Annotated in this window: 22 protein-coding genes and 1 other RNA gene; 8 read left to right on the top strand and 15 right to left on the bottom strand. The window is 67.9% G+C overall.

Features of this window, described 5'->3' with window-relative positions:
• Positions 1 to 247 precede the first annotated feature (247 nt).
• The 4 genes from ffs to OXQ33_RS15370 all read left to right on the top strand — a co-directional run bounded on the left by ffs (position 248) and on the right by OXQ33_RS15370 (position 2852).
• Positions 248 to 345, top strand: an RNA gene (ffs, locus tag OXQ33_RS15355) — signal recognition particle sRNA small type.
• A gap of 188 nt (positions 346 to 533) precedes the next feature.
• On the top strand, positions 534 to 2204 hold the full coding sequence (locus OXQ33_RS15360; protein WP_267435550.1) for a DNA polymerase III subunit gamma/tau: 1671 nt from the start codon (positions 534 to 536) through the stop codon (positions 2202 to 2204).
• Position 2205: 1 nt separating this feature from the next.
• The gene (locus OXQ33_RS15365) at positions 2206 to 2529 is read left to right on the top strand and encodes a YbaB/EbfC family nucleoid-associated protein (protein WP_058718319.1); all 324 of its coding nucleotides are present in this window, start codon (positions 2206 to 2208) and stop codon (positions 2527 to 2529) included.
• A gap of 71 nt (positions 2530 to 2600) precedes the next feature.
• A complete protein-coding gene (locus OXQ33_RS15370) occupies positions 2601 to 2852 on the top strand; it encodes a hypothetical protein (protein ID WP_267435551.1) in 252 nt (83 codons plus the stop codon).
• 193 nt (positions 2853 to 3045) lie between these two features.
• On the opposite strand, the gene mtgA is transcribed toward OXQ33_RS15370, so the two are convergent.
• The 3 genes from mtgA to OXQ33_RS15385 all read right to left on the bottom strand — a co-directional run bounded on the left by mtgA (position 3046) and on the right by OXQ33_RS15385 (position 5024).
• Positions 3046 to 3720, bottom strand: a complete 675-nt coding sequence (gene mtgA, locus OXQ33_RS15375; RefSeq protein WP_267435552.1) for a monofunctional biosynthetic peptidoglycan transglycosylase — start codon at positions 3718 to 3720, stop codon at positions 3046 to 3048.
• 177 nt (positions 3721 to 3897) lie between these two features.
• The gene (locus OXQ33_RS15380) at positions 3898 to 4062 is read right to left on the bottom strand and encodes a hypothetical protein (RefSeq protein WP_267435553.1); all 165 of its coding nucleotides are present in this window, start codon (positions 4060 to 4062) and stop codon (positions 3898 to 3900) included.
• On the bottom strand, positions 4062 to 5024 hold the full coding sequence (locus OXQ33_RS15385) for a pyridoxal-phosphate dependent enzyme (RefSeq protein WP_267435554.1): 963 nt from the start codon (positions 5022 to 5024) through the stop codon (positions 4062 to 4064). The genes OXQ33_RS15380 and OXQ33_RS15385 overlap by 1 nt, the downstream gene beginning before the upstream one ends.
• 141 nt (positions 5025 to 5165) lie before the next feature.
• On the opposite strand from OXQ33_RS15385, the gene OXQ33_RS15390 reads away from it, so the two are divergent.
• The 4 genes from OXQ33_RS15390 to OXQ33_RS15405 all read left to right on the top strand — a co-directional run bounded on the left by OXQ33_RS15390 (position 5166) and on the right by OXQ33_RS15405 (position 8876).
• Complete coding sequence (locus OXQ33_RS15390) at positions 5166 to 6401, top strand: type III PLP-dependent enzyme (RefSeq protein ID WP_267435555.1); 1236 nt, start codon at positions 5166 to 5168, stop codon at positions 6399 to 6401.
• A gap of 184 nt (positions 6402 to 6585) precedes the next feature.
• Positions 6586 to 7635, top strand: a complete 1050-nt coding sequence (locus OXQ33_RS15395) for a deoxyhypusine synthase (protein WP_267435556.1) — start codon at positions 6586 to 6588, stop codon at positions 7633 to 7635.
• The gene (locus OXQ33_RS15400) at positions 7635 to 7781 is read left to right on the top strand and encodes a hypothetical protein (protein ID WP_267435557.1); all 147 of its coding nucleotides are present in this window, start codon (positions 7635 to 7637) and stop codon (positions 7779 to 7781) included. The genes OXQ33_RS15395 and OXQ33_RS15400 overlap by 1 nt, the downstream gene beginning before the upstream one ends.
• Before the next feature lie 108 nt (positions 7782 to 7889).
• Complete coding sequence (locus OXQ33_RS15405; protein WP_267435558.1) at positions 7890 to 8876, top strand: alpha/beta hydrolase; 987 nt, start codon at positions 7890 to 7892, stop codon at positions 8874 to 8876.
• Positions 8877 to 8928: 52 nt separating this feature from the next.
• Here the strand turns inward: OXQ33_RS15405 and OXQ33_RS15410 are convergent, their stop codons facing one another.
• From OXQ33_RS15410 to OXQ33_RS15465, 12 genes are all read right to left on the bottom strand, one after another.
• Positions 8929 to 10812 (bottom strand): XrtA/PEP-CTERM system amidotransferase, encoded by a 1884-nt coding sequence (locus OXQ33_RS15410; protein ID WP_267435559.1) that lies wholly within the window; start codon positions 10810 to 10812, stop codon positions 8929 to 8931.
• 6 nt (positions 10813 to 10818) lie between these two features.
• On the bottom strand, positions 10819 to 12324 hold the full coding sequence (gene xrtA / locus OXQ33_RS15415) for an exosortase A (RefSeq protein ID WP_267435560.1): 1506 nt from the start codon (positions 12322 to 12324) through the stop codon (positions 10819 to 10821).
• The gene (locus tag OXQ33_RS15420; RefSeq protein ID WP_267435561.1) at positions 12321 to 13481 is read right to left on the bottom strand and encodes a TIGR03087 family PEP-CTERM/XrtA system glycosyltransferase; all 1161 of its coding nucleotides are present in this window, start codon (positions 13479 to 13481) and stop codon (positions 12321 to 12323) included. Before OXQ33_RS15420 ends, xrtA begins: the two co-directional genes overlap by 4 nt.
• A complete protein-coding gene (locus tag OXQ33_RS15425) occupies positions 13478 to 14515 on the bottom strand; it encodes a FemAB family XrtA/PEP-CTERM system-associated protein (protein WP_267435562.1) in 1038 nt (345 codons plus the stop codon). Before OXQ33_RS15425 ends, OXQ33_RS15420 begins: the two co-directional genes overlap by 4 nt.
• Positions 14512 to 15384: an XrtA system polysaccharide deacetylase gene (locus OXQ33_RS15430; RefSeq protein WP_267435563.1), complete on the bottom strand. Its 873-nt coding sequence runs from the start codon at positions 15382 to 15384 to the stop codon at positions 14512 to 14514. The genes OXQ33_RS15425 and OXQ33_RS15430 overlap by 4 nt, the downstream gene beginning before the upstream one ends.
• Complete coding sequence (locus OXQ33_RS15435; protein WP_267435570.1) at positions 15374 to 16726, bottom strand: AAA family ATPase; 1353 nt, start codon at positions 16724 to 16726, stop codon at positions 15374 to 15376. The genes OXQ33_RS15430 and OXQ33_RS15435 overlap by 11 nt, the downstream gene beginning before the upstream one ends.
• A 19-nt stretch (positions 16727 to 16745) precedes the next feature.
• On the bottom strand, positions 16746 to 18464 hold the full coding sequence (locus OXQ33_RS15440) for a hypothetical protein (RefSeq protein WP_267435564.1): 1719 nt from the start codon (positions 18462 to 18464) through the stop codon (positions 16746 to 16748).
• On the bottom strand, positions 18461 to 19486 hold the full coding sequence (locus OXQ33_RS15445; RefSeq protein ID WP_267435565.1) for an AAA family ATPase: 1026 nt from the start codon (positions 19484 to 19486) through the stop codon (positions 18461 to 18463). The genes OXQ33_RS15440 and OXQ33_RS15445 overlap by 4 nt, the downstream gene beginning before the upstream one ends.
• A gap of 62 nt (positions 19487 to 19548) precedes the next feature.
• Complete coding sequence (locus tag OXQ33_RS15450; RefSeq protein ID WP_267435566.1) at positions 19549 to 21060, bottom strand: XrtA system polysaccharide chain length determinant; 1512 nt, start codon at positions 21058 to 21060, stop codon at positions 19549 to 19551.
• 12 nt (positions 21061 to 21072) lie between these two features.
• Positions 21073 to 21711: an XrtA/PEP-CTERM system exopolysaccharide export protein gene (locus OXQ33_RS15455; RefSeq protein ID WP_267435567.1), complete on the bottom strand. Its 639-nt coding sequence runs from the start codon at positions 21709 to 21711 to the stop codon at positions 21073 to 21075.
• A gap of 91 nt (positions 21712 to 21802) precedes the next feature.
• Positions 21803 to 23029 (bottom strand): pyridoxal-dependent decarboxylase, exosortase A system-associated, encoded by a 1227-nt coding sequence (locus OXQ33_RS15460; protein ID WP_267435568.1) that lies wholly within the window; start codon positions 23027 to 23029, stop codon positions 21803 to 21805.
• Positions 23026 to 24516, bottom strand: coding sequence for an AMP-binding protein (locus OXQ33_RS15465; RefSeq protein WP_267435569.1), 1491 nt, complete (start codon positions 24514 to 24516; stop codon positions 23026 to 23028). The genes OXQ33_RS15460 and OXQ33_RS15465 overlap by 4 nt, the downstream gene beginning before the upstream one ends.
• Positions 24517 to 24802 lie beyond the last annotated feature (286 nt).

The following is a 24802-nucleotide window of genomic DNA, read 5'->3' on the forward strand; positions in this document are numbered from 1 at the left end:
CCGGGCTGGCATCATCGCGGGCCGGGTTGGGACCGTGGCCCCGGCTGGAACCGCGGGCCGCGCTGGGATCGTGGTCCCCGCTACGGCTATGGCTATGGCCGTCCACGCGTGACGTGTCGCTGGGTCCGCACCTGGAACGGTCCGCAGCGTCAGTGCTTCAACATCTATCGCTGATCCGACAGTTCGTCACGGGATGGGGCCGGTGGGATAAGGACTTGATCCCCCGGCCCCGTTTCGCCATATGCGCGGCGGGAGTCGGGCGGACGTAGTCATCGCCAACCCGGTCAGGTCCTGACGGAAGCAGCCGCAACGATTTCGCTGCGGGTCGTCCCGGCTCCCACCTCCGACATCAGACATTCGTCATCCCAGCGCAGGCTGGGGTCTTTCACCGTGCGCGGGCACGCTCGTGAGAGATCCCAGCCTGCGCTGGGATGACGGAGTATCTTGTACATACGATTTGACCTGACGAGGCTCGCCCGAGCGCCTATGTTGGTCGGCGATGCTTTCCAACACCCCGACCCTGCCGGCCCGTCATGGCTGATTCGTTCGACCTGGGCGAACCGCCCCAGCCTGCAAAGGCCGAGGCATACCGCGTCCTCGCACGCAAATACCGGCCGCAGACCTTCGACGCGCTGATCGGGCAGGACGCGATGGTCCAGACGCTGGGCAATGCGATCAAGCGCGACCGGCTGGCCCATGCCTTCCTCATGACCGGCGTGCGCGGGGTCGGCAAGACCTCGACCGCGCGGCTGATCGCCAAGGCACTGAACTGTGTCGGCCCGGACGGCACCGGCGGCCCGACCATCAGCCCCTGCGGACAATGCGAGCCCTGCCGCGCCATCGCCGAGGGCCGCCATATCGACGTGATCGAGATGGACGCCGCCAGCCATACCGGCGTCGACGATGTGCGCGAGATCATCGAGGCGTCGCGCTATGCCGCCGTCTCCGCGCGGTTCAAGATCTACATCGTGGACGAGGTCCACATGCTCTCCAAGAACGCCTTCAACGCATTGTTGAAGACGCTGGAGGAGCCGCCCGCCCATGTGAAGTTCCTGTTCGCCACGACGGAAGTGAACAAGGTTCCGATCACCGTCCTGTCGCGCTGCCAGCGTTTCGACCTGCGGCGGATCGCGGCGGACAAGCTGGCCGCGCATTTCGCCGACATCTGCGTCAAGGAAGGCGTCAGCGCCGAGGAAGAAGCGCTGATGCTGGTCGCCCGCGCGGCGGAAGGCTCGGCGCGCGATGGCCTGTCGATCCTGGACCAGGCCATCGCCCATGCCGATCTGGAGGGCGGCGGCGTGACCGCGGCGGCGGTACGCGAGATGCTGGGCCTGTCGGATCGCGGGGCGGTTCGCGACCTGCTGGGGCTGATCCTGAACGGCGACGGCGCGGGGGCGCTGGCGTCGCTTCGGCGGCAATATGATTATGGCGTCGATCCGCAATCGGTGCTGCGGTCCTTGCTGGAGACGGTGCACGGCATCACCCTGACCAAGGTCGGCACGCCCTCCGACGCGGCGCAACCGCTGGAAGAGCGTGCCGCGCGCGAGGAATGGGCGGGTTCGCTCAGCTTCCCGGCGCTGCACCGGCTGTGGCAGTTGTTCCTGAAGGGGCATGACGAAGTCGCGCGCGCCGCGCTGCCCATCGAGGCGGCGGAAATGGCGCTGCTCCGGGCGATCCATGCCTCGACCCTGCCCGATCCGGGGGAACTGGCGCGGCAAATCCGCGATGGCGGGGTTTCCGCCCCCAGCGCGCCGCAGATCACCCAGACCGCTGCCCCTGCTCCCGCACCCGTCGCCATCGCCGCCCCGCCGGAGCCCGAGCAACCCAAGCTGCCCGACAGCTTCGTCGCGATGATCGACCGGCTGGACGATATGGGACAATTGGCGCTCGCCGCGCGGTTGCGTCACGGCGCGCGTCTGGTGCGTTATGCCCCGCCGGAGGTGGCGTTCAGCGGATCGCGCCCGATCGCGGCGGACACGCTGAACGAACTGACCGCCGCGCTGAAGACGGCGACCGGCCAGGTCTGGCGCATCACGATGGAGGACATGCCCGGCCAGCCCACGCTGCACGAACAGCAGATGGCGGCCGAGGAAGCGATCAAGACCGCCGCGTGGGAATCGGACATGGTCCGCGCCGCCCGCGAGGCTTTCCCCGAGGCCGAACTGATGGAATGGCCCGGCAAACGCAGTATGAACGGAGCATGATGTGAAAAATCTCGACGAAATCCTGGCGATGGCCCAGAACGTCCAAAACGAGCTGGAAAAGGCGCAGGCCAATCTCGACAATATCGAGGTCGAGGGCGTCTCGGGCGGCGGTCTGGTCAAGGTGAAGGCCTCGGCCAAGGGCCGGATCATCGGCATCACTATCGACGACTCGCTGATGCAGCCGTCGGAAAAGGGCATGCTGGAGGATCTTCTCGCCGCCGCGATCAACGATGCGCGGACCAAGGCGGATGCCGCCTCGGGCAGCGAAATGTCCAAGATGACCAGCGGCCTGCCGCTGCCGCCGGGCTTCAAGCTGCCCTTCTGATCGGGCACCGTTTCCGGAACGCTATGCCGGTCATGACGTTGCATCCTCCACCAAACAGAGGAGGGAATGTCATGGCCGACGAACGTGTGACCGAAACCTACGGCACCCAACCGCACTCCACCACCGTGATCGAACGCCGCAGCGGCGGCGGCGGCATGGCGATCGCCATCGTCCTGCTGATCGCGGTGCTGGTCGGTGGCTTCTACCTGTTCAGCCGTGGCGGCGCGGAGAACCGGCGCGACGCGGCTGTGACCTCGGCGGCCCAGAGCGTCGGTGATACCGCCAAGAAGGCGGGCAACGCGATTTCGGGTGACGGGAAGTAATGGATCTGGGCTTCGTCGCTTGCGGCGAGGCCCTCCCCCATCCCCTCCCGCCTGCGGGAGGGGTGCGCCACTTGGCGGGCGTCATGCGCCTGCGATTGGTTGAATGAACTGATCGCTCACCTCAGGCACGCCCCTCCCGCAGGCGGGAGGGGATGGGGGAGGGAAAGATGTCTCACCGAGACCGCCCGCCCCCCTATCGAATACAAGCATCCAACCCCTGCCGCCGCACCACACCGACATAGCGCGCAATCACATTGCCATGCCGCCGCACGAATCCCGTCGGCGCCACCGCCGCCCGCTTCTTCGGCAAAGGCAGCACCGCCGCGATCCGCGCCGCCTCGGTCGGGGTCAGATGCGACGCGTCATGCCCGAAATACCGCATCGCCCCGGCGTTCGCGCCATATGTCCCGATCCCCGTCTCGGCGATGTTGAGATAGACCTCCATGATCCGGCGCTTGCCCCATAGCGTCTCGATCAGGAAGGTGAACCACGCCTCGAACGCCTTGCGGACATAACCGCCATTCTGAAACAGAAACGCGTTCTTCGCCGTCTGCTGGCTGATCGTCGAGCCGCCGCGAATGCGCCCGCCCTTGGCATTGCGATAGGCCGCGCCCGCCATCGCCTTGAAATCGAAGCCGTGGTGGGAGCAGAAGCGCGCATCCTCGCCCGCAATGGCGGCCCGCGCCATATCGGGGTCCATCTCGGACAGGGGCATCCAGTCCTTGGTCACGCCATGTCCGCCGATCACGTCACCCAGCATGGTGAAGGTGATGGGCGGCGGCACGAAGCGGTAGATGCCGACCCAGACGACACTGACGATCACAAAGGCGAGCGCGGCCTTCAGGGCCCAGCGAGCGATGCGGAACATGGGGTGGCTTTAGCGGGGTTTGAGGGTGAGGTCACTTACCTCAACGATCCTCCCCGGCACGGGGAGGGGGACCGCCGCGATACGGTGGTGGAGGGGCACGGCCCCAAAGGATGACCCATGGGGAAGCCCCCCTCCGCCAGGGCTACGCCCTGCCACCTCCCCGTACCGGGGAGGATTTTACAGCGTCCAGATCAACACATTCCCCGCCAGCACCGCCGCCATCACCAGCATCAGCACGCCCTTCCGCCGATCCCCGCGCCGGATCGTCATGATCCCGCCCGCGACACAGGCAAAGGCCGCCAGCATCGCGATCCCGGGCGCGGCCTGGGCGATCCCTTCCATCAGCCCGCCAGCGCGCGGGCATAGGCGGCGCGGTCGACATTGCCGCCCGACAGGATGACCAGCATCCCCTCCTCCGTCGCCACCTTGCCACTCAGCAATGCCGCGAGTGCCGCCGCCCCGCCCGGCTCGACCACCAGCCGCAACCGTTCGGCCGCGAAGCGCTGGGCCGCCGCGACCTCGGCCTCGCTCACCGCGACGCCTTCCGCTCCGCGCCGGGCCAGCACTTCGAAGGTCAGCGGTGACACGCGCGGCGTCTGAAGCGAGTCGCAGGCGGTCGGCGGCGGGTTCTCGCCCACCGGCTCGATCCATCCCGCCTCCAGCGAACGGCGCATATCGTCCCAGCCCTCGGGCTCGACCACCGTGACCTTCGCCTCGGGCAGCGCCAGCGTCAGCCCCGCCGCCAGCCCGCCGCCGCCACAGGGCGTGACGACATGGGCGGGCGCGCCCAGGCCCAGCACGGCCATCTGCGCGGCCGCCTCGATGCCCGCAGACCCCTGCCCCTCGATCACCCATGGGTCGTCGAAGCTCGGCACCAGCGTCGCGCCCCGCGCCTCGGCCAGCCTCCGCGCGATCAGTTCGCGGCTTTCGGTCGCGCGGTCGTAATCGACGATCTCCGCCCCCAGCGCGAGCGTCCCCTCGCGCTTCGATGCGGGCGCATCGGCGGGCATCACGATGGTCGCTGCGATTCCCAGTCGCCGCGCGGCCCAGGCGATTCCCTGGGCATGATTGCCGGACGAGAAGGCGACCACCCCGCGCGCCTGCGAATCCGCGTCCAAAGCGGTTAACCGGTGCCAAGCGCCGCGCAATTTGAACGCGCCGATCGGCTGGAGCGATTCAGCCTTGAAGGCGACGTCTTTCCCATTGATATTCAACACGAATAACGGCGATGGCGGCAAGATGCGGGCGATCTTTTCGGCCGCGTCGCGGACCCCGGCTTTTGTCGGTTGTCTTAAGATTGTCACTTTTTATCTCCGCTGCCCTCTCTACCGCTTTACATTCGAAAAAGCGGACCCTATTTCGCGCCTCCGCTGCCCCATGGGACTTCCAACCGCAAGGCAGCTTTTTGTCACCGTATGCCGTCAGGCAATTGGAGGTCCCTTGAGTTGCACCAGAATCATCGCGCGCTGGGGCTAGCTACCCACTCGACCGCCGTCCCCTCCAACATGGAGCGCGGCATCGACATCGCCAAGCGTCGTCCGGCTGATCCGGTCACGCTGCTTCGCCCGCACGCCGCTGCGCGCGCCGCCCGATTCTTCGTCGAGAAGTTTCCGGGTCGGCCGATGTATGCGGTGAAGGCGAATCCGTCGCCGGATCTGATCCAGATCCTGTGGGACAATGGCATCACCCATTTCGACACCGCCTCGATCGCGGAAGTGCGGATGGTGAAGTCGGTCGTCCCTCAGGCCGTCTGCTGCTTCATGCATCCGGTGAAGTCGGAAGAGGCGATTGCCGAGGCTTATTTCAAGCACGACGTCCGCACGTTCTCGCTCGACAGCATGGAAGAGCTGGAGAAGATCGTCCGCGCCACGCAAGGTGCGACCGACCTGACCCTGTGCGTCCGGATGCGTGTGTCGTCCGAATATGCCAAGCTCAGCCTGGGGTCGAAGTTCGGCGTCAGCCTGGACGAGTCGAAGGACCTGCTGATCGCCACCCGTCAGGTCGCCGATGCCTTGGGCATCTGCTTCCATGTCGGCAGCCAGACCATGACCCCCGACGCCTATTCGGCGGCGATGGAGCGCGTACGTGCGGCGATCGTCGCGGCGGCGGTCACCGTCGACGTGATCGATGTCGGCGGCGGCTTCCCCTCGGCCTATCCGGGCATGACCCCGCCGCCGCTGGAGCGTTTCTTTGAGACGATCCACCGCGCGTTCGAGAGCCTGCCGGTGTCCTATTCGGCCGAGCTCTGGGCCGAGCCCGGCCGGGCGCTGTGCGCGGAATATTCTTCCGTAGTGGTGCGCGTCGAGCGGCGTCGCGGGCATGAGCTGTACATCAACGACGGCGCATATGGCGCGCTGTTCGATGCGGCGCATATCGGGTGGAAGTACCCGGTCCAGTTGCTGCGCGAACCGGACTCGGACGCGCGCGACATGGACTTCAGCTTCTGGGGCCCGACCTGCGACGATCTGGACTATATGCAGGGTCCGTTCCCGCTGCCCGCGGACACGAACACCGGCGATTATTTCGAGATCGGGATGCTGGGCGCCTACGGCCAGGCCATGCGCACCCAGTTCAACGGTTTCGGTTGCGCCGAGTTCGTGACGACCGACGACGAACCGATGCTGTCGGTCTATCGCGACGATGTCGAGCAGGCCCTGCCCGCCAACGTCGTCAAGCTGTAACCCAGCGACTTTAGCACGCCTTTATCCCCTTCCGCTTCGGCGGAAGGGGAATGGGGTGGCATTGCGGCGTTCACCGCGATAAGGCCCCTTCGCATACCGGACCCGCCGTTCGTGCAGGCCCGGACCAGCCGGGTTACCGCGTCCCCATCAACGACGACGGCTTCTCGATGATGATGGAACCATCATGACCGACACGATCAACGACAACCGCAAGGCCGAGCTGCTCTCCAGCGTGGTCGAGCATATCGACATCACCAAGTTCGACGCCCGCCCGATCATCGATTCGATGGGCAAGATGAGCTTCACCAGCCGCGACCTGGCGCGCGCGACCGGCATCTACAACCAGATGCTGGCCGACAAGGACTGCTCGATCTTCCTCGTCATCGCAGGGTCGACCTCGGCGGGCGGCTGCATGGACCTCTATGCCGAGCTGCTGCGCTCGAACATGATCGACGGCGTGGTCGCGACCGGCGCGTCGATCGTCGACATGGATTTCTTCGAAGGCCTGGGTCACAAGCACTATCAGGCGCTGGAAGTGCCGGACGACAACACGCTGCGTTCGCTCTACATCGACCGCATCTACGACACCTATATCGACGAAGAGCAGCTTCAGGATTGCGACCACACGATCGGCAAGATCGCCGATTCGCTGGAGCCCAAGCCCTATTCCAGCCGCGCCTTCATCCGTGAAATGGGCAAGTATCTGTCCGAACACGGAAAGAAGGACAACAGCCTCGTCAAGTTGGCGTATGAGCATGACGTGCCGATCTTCTGCCCGGCCTTCGTCGATTCGTCGGCGGGCTTTGGTCTGGTGAAGCATCAGGTCGAGCGGATGAAAAATAATCAGCCCTATATGGTGCTCGATGCCATCGCCGACTTCCGCGAACTGACCGACATCAAGATCAAGGCTGGCACCACCGGCCTGTTGATGATCGGCGGCGGCGTTCCGAAGAATTTCATCCAGGATACGGTGGTTTGTGCCGAAATCCTGGGTCATGACGATGTCGAGATGCACAAGTACGCGGTGCAGATCACCGTCGCCGATGTTCGCGACGGCGCCTGCTCGTCTTCGACGCTGAAGGAAGCGGCAAGCTGGGGCAAGGTGGACACGGCCCTCGAACAGATGGTATTCGCCGAAGCCGGTTCTGTCATGCCGCTCCTTGCCTCGGACGCTTATCATCGCGGCCATTGGCGTGAGCGCGCCAAGCGTCGTTGGGGAGCGATTTTCGACTGATGTTAGAGTTTCTTGAACGAGAGCAGCTTGCCTATCTGATTATCGGGGCAGTGCTGCTGTCGGTCGCGGCATTCGCGATCCCCTATATGCGACGGCGCAAGCGCGAAAAGCTGCGCCGTCGCGGGATCAAGAAATACGGTCATTGAGTAAAGGGGCGGGGCCGAAAGGTTCCGCCCTTTTCACTTGCCTGACCCGCCGCGCCCCGGCACCCTCCACGCCGTGGCGCTGCCATGCGCGATACGGAGGGGAAGAGAGTGATTGATCGACGCACCCTGATCGGGGCGATGGCCGCGGCGCCGCTGACGACACGGGCGACCGCGCAAGCCGCGCCCACGACCGCCGCCGAAGCGATGACACCCTGGCCGCCGGCCGAGCATTTCCCGCTCTGGCCCGGCCGCCCGCCCGGCGCTCGGGCCAAGCTGCCCACCCCCAATCCCTCGATGAACGGCCCCGCCGGACAGCAGAATCTGTGGCTGCGCGGCACCGCCAATCCGATCGTCGCCGTCTTCCGCCCCGAACGCCCCGATGGCCGGGCCGTGCTGACCATTCCGGGGGGCGGCTATGGCTTCGTGTCGATCCAGAATGAGGGGATCGACGTCGCCCGGACGCTCAATCCGCATGGCATCACGGTGTTCGCGCTATCCTATCGCCTGCCCTCGGAAGGCTGGGACCGGCAGGCCGATGTGCCGCTTCAGGATGCGCAGCGGGCGATGCGGCTGATCCGCGCGAATGCGGGGCGCTATGGGATCGACGCGGCCAATCTGGGCATTGTCGGCTTCTCGGCGGGCGGGCACCTCGCCGCCTCGTTGACGGTCGGCCATGACGACAAGGTCTATGCCGCCATCGACGCCGCCGACCGGCAATCGGCGAAGCCGCGCTTTTCGGGCCTGATCTATCCGGTCGCGAGCCTTTCGACCCCGACCACCCATGCCGGGTCGCGCGACAATCTGCTCGGACCCGATCCCGACGCGGCGACCAAGGCCCGCTACGACACGCCGCGCCGGATCGACGCGAGCACGCCGCCGCTGTTCCTGGTCCATGCGGTCGATGACGGGCTGGTACCGATCGACCAGTCGCTCGACGTGCTGACCCAGGCGCGCGCGGCGAAGGTGCCGGTCGAGGCGCATTTCTTCGAGCGCGGCGGCCATGGCTTCGGCGCGCTGAGCGCACCGGAGGGGTCACCCGAGCGGCTGTGGCCGGATTTGTTCGATCGCTGGATCGCGCAGACGTTGAAGGGGTGATACCCCATCCCATCCTCCGTTCGCGCTGAACGGAGGATGGGATGTGCTCCCCTCAGAACAACCGCGTCAGGCTCCGCTCCAGCATCAGCATCTGCCACAGCGTGCGGCCATGATCCGCCCGCCCCGCCCGATGATCCGCCGCCATCCGCCCCAGTTCGGCCAGCTCGAACCATCCCGTCTCACGCAGCAGGCCGCTATGCTCCAGCCGCGCGGCGTCCTCGGCCAGCGCGCCCCGGAACCAGGCGCTGATCGGCGTCACGAACCCCATTTTGGGGCGATAGAGGATGTCGCGCGGCAGATAGGGCTCCAGCGCCTTCTTCATCAGCCATTTGCCCTGGCCGCCGCGTATCCGCATCGCGGCGGGCAGGCGCGCGGCATATTCGACCAGCCGGTGGTCGAGCAGCGGCTCGCGCGCTTCCAGCCCCACCGCCATCGAGGTGCGGTCGGTCTTGGTCAGGATATCGCTGGGCAGCCAGATCTTCAGATCGGCATATTGCGCCCGGTCGATCGCATCGCGCGCGGGGGCGGCGCGCATCGCGGCGACATAACGATCCTCGGCCCGGTGCCCCCCCAGCGCGGCCTTGGCTTCCTTCGAGAATAGCCGCGCCCGCCATTCGGGACTGGTGACGCCGACCGCGCGGGCATAGGCCTCCGCCCCGTCCATCCCCAGCGCGAGCAGCGTGGTCTTGGCGCGCAGCGGACGCGGTGCCCAATCCGCCTTGGGGTAAAAACGGCCCAGCGTCCCGAACAGCCCGGCGCGCAGATCCGCCGGGAACAGACCGCGCACCCGCTCCTCGCCCGCATGGAAGACATGGCGGCGATAGCCCGCCAGCGCCTCGTCCGCGCCGTCGCCGGACAGCGCGACCGTCACATGCTCGCGCGCCAACTGGCATAGTCGATAGGTCGCCAGCGCCGAGGCATCGGCAAAGGGCTCGTCGAACTGCGCGACCAGCGTGTCGATCAGCGAGAAATCGTCCGCCCGCACCACCCGCTCGACATGGTCGGTGGCGAAGCGCTGGGCGATCGTCTGCGCATAGCCACGCTCGTCATGGCCCGCTTCCTCGAAACCGATGGTGCAGGTGCGGACGGCGCGGGGGGACGCCTCCGCCATCAGCGCGACGACGCCCGAACTGTCGACGCCGCCCGACAGGAACGCGCCCAGCGGCACATCGGCGACCATCCGGCTGGTCACCCCCTCGCGCATCCGGTCGAGCAGCCCCTCGCCCAATTGCGCCGCCGTGCCGCTTTCGCGGTGGGAAAAGTCCACGTCCCACCACAGGCGCGGCCGGGGAAGGTCCCGCCCGCGTTCGATCAACAGGAAATGCCCGGCGGCCAGCTTGTTGACGCTCGCGACGATGCTGGCATCGTCGGGTACATAACCCAGCGCCAGATAATCCTCGACCGCGCGGATGTCCGGCCGGCGGCGGAACAGCGGATGCGCCAGCACCCCCTTCATCTCGGAGGCGAAGGCGACCGCGCCGTCGGGCAGTTCCGCCCAATGCAGCGGCTTCACCCCCAGCCGATCGCGCGCCAGGAACAGCGATCCCGCCTTGGCATCATGGATGGCGAAGGCGAACATGCCGACCAGCCGATGGAGCATCGACGGCCCCCAGTGCCGCCAACCATGCAGCAGCACCTCGGTATCGCCATCGGTATGGAACACCGCGCCGCGCGCGCGCAATTCCTCGCGCAATTCGCGGTAGTTGTAGATTTCACCGTTGAAGCAGACGGCGACCTCGTCCTCGACCATCGGCTGGGGCGATCCCTCGATGTCGATGATCGACAGCCGGGCATGGGCGAAGCCGACGCCCGGCGCAGTCCATATCCCCTGCCCGTCCGGGCCGCGATGCGCCTGCGCCCCGATCATCGCGCGCAGCCGGGCGGGATCGACCGGCTTGGGCGTGGCGGGGTGGAAGAGACCGGCGATCCCGCACATGCGCGGTCAGCGTGCCCCGGTCAGCCGGTCGGCGAACGCATCCACCGGGCCGAGCGCGCGGACGAAGGCCTGGATCGCGGCGGGATCGTCCCCCTCGCTCGCGACATGGATCGCCACCGCAGCCTGGCGCTGGCCCAGCAGGCGGGCCTTCATCGTCTCGATCTTCACGCGTCGCATATCCGGGGTCAGCCTATCGCCGATCCGGTACCAGGTCGCAACGTCGCGCTGCACCTGCTGGCCGTTCGACCCGGTCGTGATCAGCCGCACCGCGTCGCCGCCCGCGATCCGGCCCAGATCGGCGACGCGAATCCAGTGATCGTCCTCGTGCAGGATACCGGTGCCGAACGCGCCCAGCTTGCCCCCCTCCCGCTGGCGGGAGAAGACCGCGACCGCCAGATCGACCTGATGCCCGTCGGCGTCCTTGTAGCTGCGCATCAGCACCGTATCCGCGCCGGGATAATAGGGCCGCCACACGCTGACCTGCTCCGCCGGGCTCCAACCCGGCACATCGGGCAGTGCCATCCGGGCGGGGAGCGTCGCGGTGCGCGATCCGGCGAAACCGCTCCAACTGGGATAGAGGGCGGTGATCGTCACCGCCAGCACCGCCGCCAGCAACGGGTCGATCCGATGCCCCGGCCTGGCCGACAGCCTTTGGGGATCGAAGGCGGGATCGTCGGGCGAGCGATCGAAGAACTGCCATCCGATCGCCAGCACCGCCGCCATCACGATCGCGAAGAACACCCAGCCGAAGATGATGTGATCGACGCCCCCCGCCACCTCGATCGAGGTCTTGTCGGCGGCGAAGATCGTCCCCCAGGCGCGCACGCCATTGGCGAGGATCGGCACGATCAGCGAGACGATCATGAATATGGCGCGCCGCCAGGGCGACTTGAAGCACAGATTGGCGACCAGCGCGGCGAAGGCGACCATGGCGAGGACGAATTTCGACCCCGAACAGGCCTCCGCCACCTCGAACCAATAGCGTCCGGCATGGATCAGCACGCCGTCCGCCGAGGCGGGGATGCCGCTCCAGTCGAGCAGCGGCATGACGATCGACACGGTGATCTGCTGAAGCGGCTTTTCCAACTCCGCGCCGAACGGCACCAGGAACCAGGCATAGGCGAGCGGGAACAGCATCCCCCGCGCGACCATCGGGCCGAGCAGCGTGACGACCAGCCCCTCGATCACCGCGACCAGCCCCAATTGCCGCACCAGCGCGACGGTGGCGGATTCGCCCAGCAGCCAGAGCAGCCCGCCGCCCGCGACCAGCAACAGCCCCGGCCACCAGGCGACGGGGGTCAATTGCGACAGCTCCGCGCGACGCTGCCAGATCAGCCAGCCGACGACCGGGCCGATGAACAGGCAATGGCCATAGGTCGTGCTGGTCCACCAGATATCGACCAGATGCGCCGCATCGCGCCGGAAGAGGAACAGCACCGCCAGCGCCGCCGCGCCCAGCAGCGCCAGATGCCAGGCCCAGCGCCCCGGCTTCATCCGCTCCCCCAGTGTCACGCCGCCACATCCTTCAGCAACAGGTCCAGCGGTGCGAGCCGCGCCGCCCAGTCATATCGGGCCAGCACCCGCGCGCGTGCCGCGTCATTGTCGGCGGGGTCGTTCAGCGCGGCGATCACCCGGTCGGCGAAGTCGCGATCCCCTTCCGCCACCGCGATGGTGCCGCCATGATCGATCCCCTCCGCCGCCGCGGTCGAGGCGACGACGGGCCGCGCCATCGCCATCGCCTCCAGCAGCTTGTTCTGGATACCCCGCGCCAGGTCCAGCGGCGCGACGCAGACATGGGCGCGGGCCAGCCAGAGGCGGGTGTCGGGCACCTCGCCGGTGACGATCACCCCCTCCCCCGCCAGACGCCGCACCGCCGGGGTCGGCGCGCGTCCGACGATGGCGAAACGCGCGGACGGACAGGCGGCGCGGACCAGCGGCAGGATGCGCGTGGCGAAACGCGTCACCGCGTCGATATTGGGGCGATAGTCCATCTGCCCGGTGAAGACGATCAGGGGCTCGTCCGAACGCGGCTCACGGATCGCATCGGGGTCATAGGTCGCGGCGTCGATCCCGTTCTCGATGGCGACGATCCGCCCCTGCCCGCCGCCCGCGCGGAACAGCGCCGCCTCCGCCTCGCTGACGAACAGCGTCGCATCGACCTCGCGAGCGACCCGGCGTTCATAATCACCCAGTCGCTTCGCCTCGCGCGTCAGCATCGCGCGCATCGGCCAGCGGGCCTTTGGCGCCATGGCGGCGAATTTGGCGGAGTCGACATCGACCATGTCCATGACCGTCGGCTCGGGCCCGCGATACTGCGCCATCTGGCCGGAGAAGATATAGGTCGCCGCGACCCGGTGATCGGCCCGCACCCGCGCCGCCGCGCGGACCATGTCGGGATGCGCGAAGGCGGCGAGCGAGATGGGTTCGCCTTTCGCCAAGGCCTGGATCGCCGCGACCGGCATCGACCTGGTCCGGCGGATGATATGGCAACTCTCCAGCAGGTCGCGAAACGCGGGCGGCGGATCGAAGTCCGCCTCATGCTCGCCAAAGGCGCACAGATGCACCCGCCACTCGCGCGCCAAGTGCCGCAGGACGTGATAGCTGCGGATCTTGTCGCCACGGTCGGGGGGAAAGGGCACGCGGTGCGCCAGGAACAGCAGGTCCCTCACCCAAGGCCCCGCGCGATCGGCGGCCCCGCCAGCCGCGCCGCCCAGACCGGCAGGCGCTTCCACACCGCGATCATCAGCGCATATTTGGGGTTGAGCGGATTGATAGCGCGCGGTCCTGTCTCGCTGCGGCTGGCATAGACCAGCGGTCGCCCCTCGAAACCCCAATTCTTCTTGAACGCCGCCGCACCCGTCCCGACCTTCGACCGACCGAAATCGAAGCTGTGACACCCGCGCGCGCGGGCATGGCGCATCAGCGCGAAATACATCATGTCGTTGGCGCGAAGCCCCCGCGCCGCCTGCGTCCCGCCACCCCAATAGGGATAGACGGTGCCGCCATGATAGAGGTTCAGCACGCTCGCCACCGCACGCCCCCGGTGCCGCACGGTCAGCACATCGGCATCGAGGCGCGCCATCGCCTCGCGGAACAGCCGGGCCGGGAAGACCGGCGTCCCCAGATTGCGGACCGACTCGGCATAGATGCGGTAATGCTCGCCCAGCATCGCCGGATCGCGGCCCGTCACCACCTCCAGCTCCTGCGACAGCGCCTTGCGCACCTCGGCCCGCTGCTTGCGCGGGATCGCCTTCAACTCGGCCTCGTCATCCGCCGCCAGGGGACGGACGAAGCCGAGATAGCTGTCCGCATCCGCCGTCCAGCCTTCGGGAACCGGACCGCCGCGCAACTCGACCGAGCCGATTTTCCGCTCGGCCGCCAGCGCCCAGGCGGCGTCGGCCAGCGCATCGCCATGCCCGCCCAGCACACCGCCATCGACGCCGAAGCCCGTCGACACCATCGCCGCCCCGAACAAGGGCGATCGAATTTCGCTGAGGGGCAGGACACCGGTGATCGCGCCCTCGCCACCTTCAGCGATCAGGTAATGCGCCGTCTGTCCGCAGCCCGCCGCACCCGCCTTCAGCCAGCCGGTCAGGTGGAAGGGCGTTCCCTCCGCCTGCGCGGTGACGAAGGCATCGATCCGCGCGCATTCCGTCTCGCGCGCCAGATCGGCGACGCGGATATTCGGGCCGCCCGCGCTCATGCCAGGCGCGCCGCTTCCTCGGCCGCGACCTGATCGACCCGGCCCCAGTCATGGCGGGTCAGCAGCCCCCGCAGCTTGCCCGCCATCGCGCCCAGGCGGCTGTAATGCCGGATGCGCGAGCGAAGCGGCGCGTTCGCCACGCGCGGCTGGCCCGGATCGACTTCCCAGGGGTGGAAATAGAAGATCGCGCCGTGAGCGTCGCGCTGGACCTGCCCGACCGCGACATCGGTCAGCTTGGCCGGAAGCAACCGGAAAAAGCCCCCGCCCGTCGCCAGCCGCCGCTGGCCGAACTGCGCGACCGTCACCGGCAGCTCGATCAGGTCGGAATCGGCCACCGGTCGCCACGCATAGCGCGGCGACTCCGCCCAGCCATAATGGTCGTGGCGAAGCGGCGCGACGCTGGAGGAATAACGATAACCCGCCTCCGCCAGTACCGGATGTGCCCAGGGCGTGCGGCGGTCGATCGAGAAACTCGGCGCGCGATATCCGGTAACGGGCTGGCCACTCGCATCCTCGATCGCTACCTGCGCGCGGGCCAGGTCGGCGCGGAACTGGTCGGCGGTCATGGTGAAGACGCGCTGATGGTCCCAGCCATGGCTCGCCATCTCATGCCCGGCATCGACGATGCGGCGGATCAGCGAAGGGTGGCGATGCGCGACCCACCCCAATGTGAAGAAGGTCGCGCGCGTGCCCGTCTCGGCGAACAGCGACAGCACGGCATCGGTGTTCGCCTCGACCCGGCTGTCGAGGCGATCCCAGTCGGCCTTGTCGATCGTCTTTTCGAACGCGCCGACCTGAAACCATTCCTCGACATCCACCGACATGCCGTTGATCGGTCGACGGGTGTCGGTCCTGCCCTCAGGCGGCATGGCCCCACGCCCCCGGTCGGATGGTGGAGACGTCTTCACGGCGGGCGTCACCGCCCCGATTGTCGATCTCCGACCATTCGACCAGCAGGGTCAGGATCCGGCGCAGCGCCGCTTCCTGCTGCTCCAGCCGCGTTTCCAGTTGCGCGACACGGTCTTCCAGCGCGGCGACCGAGGGCGCGACGGCAGGGGTTTCGGCGACGGGCTCGGCCCGAGGCTCGGGCTCTGCCTGAACCTCGGGCTTGGGGCGAAGCGAGACGGGTTCCGGCGCAGGCGGCGCGACGACGCGGTGGCGCGGCGCTTCGGCCTGCGGCGTGACGGGCGTGCGCTGGATCGGGTCACCCGCACGGACCGGCATCGCCGCATGACCGTTGCCGAAAATCGCAGACCGCATGGTGCCGTCCGTCGCGACATGAACGGTGGCACCGTTGAGCTTGAAGGACTTCATCGTCGACGCGCCATTCATCAGACGTTCCTCGATCACAGGGATAGTGGCATTGGTTTGGGGAGATGTGGAAAGGCGATCGCGGCCCAGATCGGCGGCCATGTCGGCGGCGACGCTCTCGACCGTGTCCTGGCCGATCAGTTCGATCCCCTCGATCGCGGCCTGCAACAGCACGCGCCCCGCCAGCACGTTCAGGCGGCGCGGCACGCCGTCCGACGCGGCGTACAACGCGTCGAAGGCATCGGCGGCGAAATCGGGGCGGCCGGTCCAGCCCGCGACCGCCAGGCGGTGGGCGATGTAATCGGGGACCTCGTCCGCCTCCATCGGGTCCAGATGGTGGATGGCGATGACCCGCTGGCGAAGCTGTTCGACCGCCGCCGAACCCAGCAGGCGTTCGCGAAATTCGGGTTGTCCGACCAGCAGGATCTGGAGCAGCGCATGGCCGCCCGCCTGGAAGTTGGACAACATGCGCAGTTCTTCGAGCGAGCCGAGCGGCAGCGCCTGCGCCTCGTCGACGATCAGCAGGATGCGGCGACCGTCGCGCGCCACGCCGTGCAACGCACGCTCGATGCCGGATAGCAGCGACGCCTTGGTCAGCCCCTGCGCATCGACGTTCAGCTGTTCGGCCAGGACCCGGAGCAGATCGTGCGGCTCGACCGCCGTCGACACGATGTGCAGCACCTTCAACCGCCGGGGATCGAGCGTTTCGATCAGATGGCCGACCAGCGTCGTCTTGCCCGCGCCGACATCGCCGGTGATGACGATGAAGCCCTCACCCTGCGCCAGGCCATAGCCCAGATAGGCCATCGCCTTGCCATGCGTCGCGGTCTCGTACCAGAAACGCGGGTCCGGCGTCAGTTGAAACGGGCGTTCGCCCAGACCGAAATGGGTCTCGTACATCATCGTGCCTTTCGGCCGGTCAGAATTGATATCTCGCGGCGATCAGGGCCTGTGCCGACAGGGCATTGGTCAGGTCGCCGACCGTGAAATGATACAATCCTACCGACGCGGTTGTTCCGAGCCGACCGAAGTTGCGGTAATAGCTGGCGGTCGTTCCCAGCGATACCACGTCCTCGGCCCCCGCCAACCTACTGGCGTAATAGTTAACGAAGCCATTCACGTTAAGCCCCGAATGGAGGCCGAGCGCATGGGCGAAAAAGATTTGCGCGTAGTAGCTCTCGTCCTCGGCGCCATAGACGATGGTGCCGGGCGATCCTTCGGGTGCGAACAGCCGCCGATTGGCATAACCGATGCCGAAGCCCAGCGTGGAGCGCCCGCGCGACATGGCGATGGTCGCATCCACGCCCCGCGCGCGGTAGACCGAGGTCTGCACCGATTGCAGCACATCGTTCAGACACCCGCCCGGCGTCGTGCCGGTGGCGGAGAAGACGCATCCGTTGAACTGCTGGCCAAAGGCGTCGCGCGTCTCGATGAAGTCGGTCGGCAGGTTGGACAGGCCGTTGCGAAGCTGCCGCCCGAAGGTCTGGATGCCGTCATAGACCGCCGCCTGGATCACAACGCCGCGCGACGCCTGATAGCGCGCCAGTCCGGTGAGGCTGAGCGATCCGTAACGCTCGCCGACATGCCCCTCGACCGAAGTGCGGCGATCGGGCCGCCAGATCACGCCCGCGTCGTAATAGACCCCGTCTGTGCGATAGGCGATACGGCGGGGGCCGTCGGGATCGGTGATGAAACGGCCCCGGCTGTCGACCAGCGGACGACCGGCGGCGTCGCGTTCGGGATCGCGCTGGCTGGTCTCGATGCGTTCATAGCCGACCCCGGCGGTCAGCGCGACATAGGGGGAGATCGGCTTCAGCACGTCGCCGCGCACGAACCAGCCCTCGTAACGCTGGGCGAGTTGCCCGGCATCGTCGCGGTCATAGGCGGCGTTGAATGACAGGCCGACAGGGGCGACCGCGCCGGGCCGCGCCGTCGCGCTGAACGTCGCGAGTTGGTTCACGCTGTCGCTGAAATAATCGAGGCGCGGCTGGCCTGGTGCGAGGCCGCTCAGCCCCGGCGTGTCGACCCGGGTATAACCCAGCCGGTAATTGGCCCCGATTTGCACCGGCCCCGCCTGCGTCACCAGCGACGGGCCGATATAGGCGGTGTAGATTTGCGAGATATTGCCGATATCGCCGACCAGCACGCCCGGCGCGGCACCCCGGATATCGGCGCGGCTGCGGGTCGCCAGCGCGCCGCCTTCGACGCTGAGATCGCGGGTCAGGCGATAGCTGCCACGCGCCAGCCCGCTATGCACGTCGCCGCTGCCCGCGCGATCGCTCCAGCCGATCCGGTGTTCGTAGCGATAGCTGATCTGCCCCTCGGCCCGCGCGGTCTGCACCGCTGCATTCACCCCGGCGGCCAGCGTCGTATAGGTCACGACATCGCCGCGATTGAGATCGGCGCTCAGGAGTTGGCCGACCTCGACATAGGGGGCGATCCGCGCCAGGCGGGCGGGCGGCGCGGCATTGGCGGCGGTGCCGCCGGGTGCCGAACCCGCCTGGGGCGGGTCGGACTCGCCCGCCGCCATTCCCCCGCCGGGCGCGACCGCTCCATCCCGAACCTGTGCCGCGAGCGCGGTCGGCGATGCCGCCAACCCGCACGCGACACCGGCCAGAAGGAAGCGGCGAAGGATCACAGTGCGCCGTCCTTCCCATATTTGCCGTAATAGCCGAACCGGCGACTGCCGGGGACGAAGGCCACGCTGTTCAGGACGAGCTGGATATGCTCGCACGCATCGAGCAGCGCGACCGCCGCCGACACTTCGCTTTCCGGCGTGCGGTCGGCGCGGACGACCATCATCACCTGGCCCGCCAGCATCGCCAGCACCGAGGCGGGCGACGCGGCCAGCGCGGGTGGCGAGTCGAAGATGATCAGGCGACGCGGATTGGCGGACAACAGCCGCTGCACCACCGTGCGGGTGCGGGCGGAGGCGAGCAGTTCGGTATCGCTGGCGGTCCGCGTGCCGCAGGGCAGGACCGAGAGGTGCGGAACGTCGGTGGGGATCACCAGCGACTCGACGTCGATGCTGCCGTCGTCCAGCGCGTCGAGCAGCCCCGGCCCCTCCGCCAGCCCCAGCCGGGCCAGAACGTCGGGCTTGGCCACATCGGCATCGACCAGCAGCACCTCGGTATCCCGCTCCGCCGCCAGCGACAGAGCGAGGTTTACGGAGCAGAAGGTCTTGCCGTCCTGCGGCCGCGCCGAACAGACCAGCACGACGCGCGCCTTGTCCCCCTCGCCGTCTGCGACCAGCCGCTGGCTGGTGATGATGAGCTGGCGTTTGACCAGCCGGAACTCCTCGGCCAGCGGACCGATCGGCGCGCCGGGGACGATCATCCCGTTTTCGGCCAGCATCGCGCGATCGACCATCGCGACGTCGGAAAAGCCGGGATTATATTCGCTCGCCAAGAATTCCTCGTCGCCCGGCTGGGCCAGGAACTCGGCGGGAATGGCGCTCAAAGACGCGGGCAGCTCGACCGGCGCCATGGGCGGCGGAGCGACCGGCTCTTGAGGCGCGACGACCGGGGGCGGGTTCGACAGGGTCGGCTCAGCCACCGGCAAGGGCTCGGGCGCAACTTCCGCCGCCGCTGCATCCTCCGCGACTTCCGCCTTGGACTCGTCCGGGATCGGACCGCGCATATAGGTGCGGAGATCGTACACGTTCGCCGCTCTTTCGAGCAGCGAGGGTTCCCGGCGGGGTTTGGGGGTTTTCACGCTTCCGTTCACGCGGCCATTCCCCGTTGTAATAGCTCGATCGCCAGCACCATGACATAGGCCCCGCCCAGCGCCGCCGTCCCGCCAAGGAACAGTTTCATCCGCTGCGCCCGCGCCGTCGCCTGCCCGCGCGTCACCACTTCGCCGATCGCGCCGATCACCGGCAGGCCCATCGTGCGCTGAAGCGACTGGGGCGTCGTAAAGGTCTGACGCAGCTTGGACAGGGCGAAGGCCGATCCGATGCCCAGCCCCAGCCCCGCCGCGAACACCATGCTCAGCAGCAACATGCGGTTGGGCGCGGTCGGCGCGCGGGAATAGGTCGGCGGGTCGATCAGGGTGAAGCGCATCGCGTCCGTCTGGTTCTGCGCCTGTCCGCGCAGCGCGACCTGTTCGCGCTGGCGAAGCAACTGGTCGTAGCTGTCCTTCAGCACCTGATAATCGCGGTCGTTCGCGCCCTGCGCCGCCGCCGCCTCGGGATCGCTCGACAGGCTGGCGTTCAGCCGGTCGAGGTCGTTCTGCAACTGCGACTTGCGGATCTTCAGGCTGGCGAGCTGCGACTGCTTCTCCGCCGCCATCGACTGGAGCGACATGTAGAGCGGATTGGGCTGCCCCCCCGCCGCGCCGCCCGCCGGTTCGGCGCGGACCGCCGCCTGCGCCGCCGACAACTGGTTCTTCAGCGCGACGACATCGGGATGGTTCTCCGTATAGCCCCGCGCCCGTGCGTCGGAGAGCTGGCCCTGAATGGCCGCCAGCCGCGCGCGCGCCGGGCTGACGGCGACGCCGCCGCCTTCGCTCACCGTGCGCGGCGTGCCCGCCAACTGCCCCTGCACCGCCGCGAAGCTCGACTGGGCGGCGGCCAGATCGCTGTCCACCTGCGCCATTTGCGAGCGGGCCAGACCGATCCGGTCCGCGACCGAGCCCGTCCCCGGCAACCCGCCCAGGAACTGGTTCTGATATTGCGCGCGCCGCGCCTCCGCGATCTGGAGCTGTTTCTGCCGGTCGTTCAACTGCTTGTCGAGAAAGGCGAGGCTTTGGTTGGTGTTGTTGCGATCGCCGACCAGATTGGATTCGACGAAGATATCGATCAGCTTCTGCGCGACCTGCTGCGCCAGCTTGGGGCTGGACTGGGTCACGGTCAGTTGGAAGATCGTATCCTGCTGGTTCTCGATCTTGATCGCCTGCGCCAGCGACGAGACGCGCGCGGCGACATCCGCGTCGCTCGACACCGTGCTGGCCAGATCGGTGCCGCGCACCACCTTTTGCAGGTTGATCGCGGAGATCAGCGTCTGGCGCACCCGGTCGACCGAATCCATGTCGTTCGGCTGGCCGTTGGTCATGCCGTCGGGCAGGATCTGCGAATTCTGGACCGCGATGCGCGCGCGGGATTCATATTTGCTGGGGATCTGGGCGACGAACAGCCACCCCAGGATGCACACGGTCCACGCCACCGCCAGCGCCAGCCAGCGGCGTATCCATATGGCATGGATCGCGATGCGGATTTCGTCCTGAATGCTCGACACCGGCGATCGACCTCAGAACATCGATTCGGGGATGATGATGACGTCGCCGGGTTCCAGCCGGACATTGGCGCTGGAGTCGCCCTTCCTCAACAGGTCGTTGATCTGCAAAGCGAATTCCTGCTGCTTGCCGGTCGCGCGGTCGGTCCGCACCAACTTCGCCTTGTTGCCCGCCGCATATTGGTTCAGCCCACCCACCGCGATCATCGCGTCGAGCAGCGTCATGTTGGCGCGGTAGGGGATGGCGGCGGGCTTCTCGGTCGCGCCGACGATCCGCACCTGCTGGCTATAGGTGCCGGAGAAGTTCTCGACGATCACCGACACGATCGGGTTGGAGACATATTCGGAGAGCGCCTTCTTCAAATCCTCCTGAAGCATGGCGGGCGTCTTGCCGACGGCGGGCATGTCGTTGACCAGCGGCGTGGTGATGCGGCCATCGGGGCGCACCTGCACCTTGGTCGACAGATCGGGATTGCGCCACACGAAGATGTTGAGCGTGTCGAGCGGGCCGATCACATATTCCTCGCCCGGCTGCTCCTTGCGCGCGACATAGCCGGCCGAGGGCAGCTCGGCCTTGGTTCCGCCGGTCGAACAGGCGGTCAGCGTCGAGGCGGCCAAGCCGACGAGCAGAAGGGGACGGGCGAACCAAGCCATGCGAACAAGTCTCCTGAACCTTCCGCGCCGACAGGTCACGAAAGGCAAATTGCGCATGGTCCGCTATGACACCCAATAGGTGAACAGAGCGTTATGCCCTTGCGAACGGACCCATCTCTTCCCCGGCGGGGGGGTGGCCCAGAAACGCGGCGGGGCTGGCCGAGGCGCCATAAGCCCCCGCCAGAAAGATCGCGACGATATCGCCGACCCGCCCGAACGGCAACGCCACCCGGTCGCCCAGCCGGTCGAGCGGGGTACAGAGCGGACCGACCACCGACACCGTCTCCACCGGCTCCGCCCCCATCACATGGGCCAGCGCCAGCGGATAGTTGCGACGGACCACCGTACCGAAATTGCCGCTCGCCGCCAATTGATGGTTGAGCCCGCCGTCGAGGATCAGGAACGTCTCGCCCCCGCTGTCCTTGCGGTCGATGACGCGCGCCAGATAGACCCCCGCCTCCGCGACCAGCCAGCGGCCCAGCTCGATCGTGAAACGACTGTCGGCCAGGATCGCGGGTCGCGCGTGCAGCGCCTGTTCCAGCGCCTCCCCCACCCGCGCGACGTCGAGCGCTGTGTCGCCCACGAAGTAAGGAACGCCGAAGCCGCCGCCCAGGTTGACCAGCGGCGGCGCCTGTCCCGCCGCCTCCGCCAGCCGCGCCGCGAGCGCGATGGTGGCGGCCTGCGTATCGATGATCGCCTGCGGGTCGAGCGCCTGGCTGCCCGCATAGATATGGAAACCGCGCCAGTCCGCGCCGCCCGCGACCAGATGCCGGACGAGCGCGGGCACCCGCTCCGCATCGATGCCGAAGGGCGAAGGCCGCCCGCCCATCTTCATCCCCGATCCGCGCAACTCGACATCGGGATTCACCCGGACGGCAAGGTGCGGCCGTATCCCCAGCCGCTCGGCAATGGCGAGCGCGCGGGTCGCCTCGCCCTCCGATTCCAGATTGAGGGTGATGCCGCCCCGGATCGCGGCGGTCAGTTCCGCGTCGCGCTTGCCGGGCCCGGCGAAGCTGACCGGCTTGCCCAGCCCCGCCACCTTGGCCAGTTCGCCCGCCGAGGCGACATCGAACCCGTCCACCATCTCCGCCATGACCGAGAGCAGCGGCGGAAACGGATTGGCCTTGATCGCATAATGAAGGTCGATCGACGGAAAACCGGCCCGGAACCGGGCGACCCGCCCGGCGACGATGACGGGATCATAGACGAAGAGCGGACCGTCACGCCCGCGCATCCAATCCTCCGCGCTCCGCCCGGCGATCGTCAGCGCGCCCTGCTGAACGGCGAATTCGGGGGGGATGGGGCCCATCGGCTTCATCGCGTCATATCCTTGTCGAGCAGTTCCCGGCGCAGCGCGGCGCGGTCCAGCTTGCCGTTCGCGTTGCGCGGCAGTTCATCGCGCCACTCCAACCGTGCGGGCTGCATGAAATTGGGTAGGTCGCGCTTCAACCGGGCGCGCAATTCGGGTTCCTGGGCGGGATCGCCCGCCAGCACCACGATAATCGCCTGCCCCTGTGCCTCGTCCGACACGCCGATCGCCACCGCCTCGCGCGCTTCGCCGCCGGAGAGTACCGCCTCCTCGACTTCCTGCGGGCTGATGCGGTTGCCCGCGACCTTGATCATCTCGTCATCGCGCCCGACGAAGCGGAGCAGCCCGTCCGTCCCCTCCACCACCGTATCGCCCGACCAGACGGCGCGGGGCCAGCCCGGCGCGGGTCGAAAGCGCTGCGCCGTCCGCTCCGCATCGCGCCAATAGCCTTGCGCGACCAGCGGCCCGGCATGGACCAGCTCCCCCGGCTCGCCCGGCGCGGCGCGCGTCCCGTCAGGGCGGAGCACCATCACCTCGGCAAAGGGGATCGCCCGGCCAATCGCATCGGGATGCGCATCGATCAGCGCGGGGTCGAGATAGGTCGAACGAAACGCCTCGGTCAGCCCGTACATGGCATAGAGGTCCGCCGCCGGAAAACGCTCCCGCAAGCCCCGTACCAGTCGCGGCGTCAGCGCCCCGCCGGAATTGGTCAGGCGACGGATCGGCGCGATGGCTTCCTCCGGCCAGGCACTGGCCAGCAACTGGGTCCAGAGCGGTGGCACCCCCGCCAGTGTCGTCGCGCCGACCCGCGCCACCGCCTTCACCACGTCGCGCGGCGTCAGATAGTCGAGCGGCGCGACCGCGCCCCCCGCCGCCCAGGTCGAGAAAAGCTGGTTCTGGCCATAATCGAAGCTGAAGGGCAGGACGGCCAGCACCCGGTCGTCGGGCGTCAGCCGCAGATACTCGGCGACCGAGACCGCCCCGAACCACAGATTGGCGTGGCTCAGCATCACCCCCTTGGGTCGCCCGGTCGAGCCCGAGGTATAGAGGATCGCCGCCAGCGTATCGGGATCGGCGGCGGAGCGGGGCAGCGCATCGCCCTCCCCCGCCTCGGTGAACAGACGGACGCCCCCGGCGAGATCGCCCGGCTCCAGCGTCGCGGCGCGCGGGCCATGGGTGAGCAGCATCGCCGCCCCGCTATCGGCTAGGATATGCGCGACCTGCGCGCGCTTGAGCAGCGGATTGACCGGCACATGGACCAGCCCGGCGCGCGGCGCGGCCAGCGGCATCAGCGCGGCAGCGCGGGTCTTGGGCAGCCAGCTCGCCACCCGGTCGCCCGGCGCGAAGCCCAGTCCCGCGAGCCACCCCGCCAGCCGCCCGACCGCGTCCTCGACCGCGGCGAAGGTCAGGGCCGCGTCACGCTCGATCAACGCAGGGGCATCGCCCGCGCCGCGCAGGACATGGTCGATCGGATAGGCGGTCGGATCGAGGGTCATCGGGCCATCTACATGGCGCCGGGGGATAAAGTCGAGCGCATGGGGGTATGGGATGAGGTGACGTCCGTCCGCGCCTATGCAGGCGGCTTCGCGCGCGGCGGGTTCCCCCCTCAACTCCCCTCCCGCAAGCGGGAGGCGCCGGGGGAGGGCCTGGGTCTCCCACCATCGCCCCATAACCACGCACTCTTACCCCAACGCCAGTCACGCGACCGGCGCACGCCGCCACAGACCGTGTCCCCTCCCCCAACCCCCTCCCGCCTGCGGGAGGGGGCTTCGCGTGCGGTGG

Source organism: Sphingomonas sp. GM_Shp_1, from assembly GCF_026540895.1.
Lineage (GTDB): Bacteria > Pseudomonadota > Alphaproteobacteria > Sphingomonadales > Sphingomonadaceae > Sphingomonas.

Bases quoted from the DNA above. Each gene is read 5' to 3' on its own strand.
- OXQ33_RS15360 (WP_267435550.1), top strand. From the start codon at position 534: ATGGCTGATTCGTTCGACCTGGGCGAACCGCCCCAGCCTGCAAAGGCC.
- OXQ33_RS15370 (WP_267435551.1), top strand. From the start codon at position 2,601: ATGGCCGACGAACGTGTGACCGAAACCTACGGCACCCAACCGCACTCC.
- mtgA (WP_267435552.1), bottom strand. From the start codon at position 3,720: ATGTTCCGCATCGCTCGCTGGGCCCTGAAGGCCGCGCTCGCCTTTGTG.
- OXQ33_RS15380 (WP_267435553.1), bottom strand. From the start codon at position 4,062: ATGGAAGGGATCGCCCAGGCCGCGCCCGGGATCGCGATGCTGGCGGCC.
- OXQ33_RS15395 (WP_267435556.1), top strand. From the start codon at position 6,586: ATGACCGACACGATCAACGACAACCGCAAGGCCGAGCTGCTCTCCAGC.
- OXQ33_RS15400 (WP_267435557.1), top strand. From the start codon at position 7,635: ATGTTAGAGTTTCTTGAACGAGAGCAGCTTGCCTATCTGATTATCGGG.
- OXQ33_RS15410 (WP_267435559.1), bottom strand. From the start codon at position 10,812: ATGTGCGGGATCGCCGGTCTCTTCCACCCCGCCACGCCCAAGCCGGTC.
- OXQ33_RS15425 (WP_267435562.1), bottom strand. From the start codon at position 14,515: ATGAGCGCGGGCGGCCCGAATATCCGCGTCGCCGATCTGGCGCGCGAG.
- OXQ33_RS15430 (WP_267435563.1), bottom strand. From the start codon at position 15,384: ATGCCGCCTGAGGGCAGGACCGACACCCGTCGACCGATCAACGGCATG.
- OXQ33_RS15435 (WP_267435570.1), bottom strand. From the start codon at position 16,726: ATGTACGAGACCCATTTCGGTCTGGGCGAACGCCCGTTTCAACTGACG.
- OXQ33_RS15455 (WP_267435567.1), bottom strand. From the start codon at position 21,711: ATGGCTTGGTTCGCCCGTCCCCTTCTGCTCGTCGGCTTGGCCGCCTCG.
- OXQ33_RS15460 (WP_267435568.1), bottom strand. From the start codon at position 23,029: ATGAAGCCGATGGGCCCCATCCCCCCCGAATTCGCCGTTCAGCAGGGC.
- OXQ33_RS15465 (WP_267435569.1), bottom strand. From the start codon at position 24,516: ATGACCCTCGATCCGACCGCCTATCCGATCGACCATGTCCTGCGCGGC.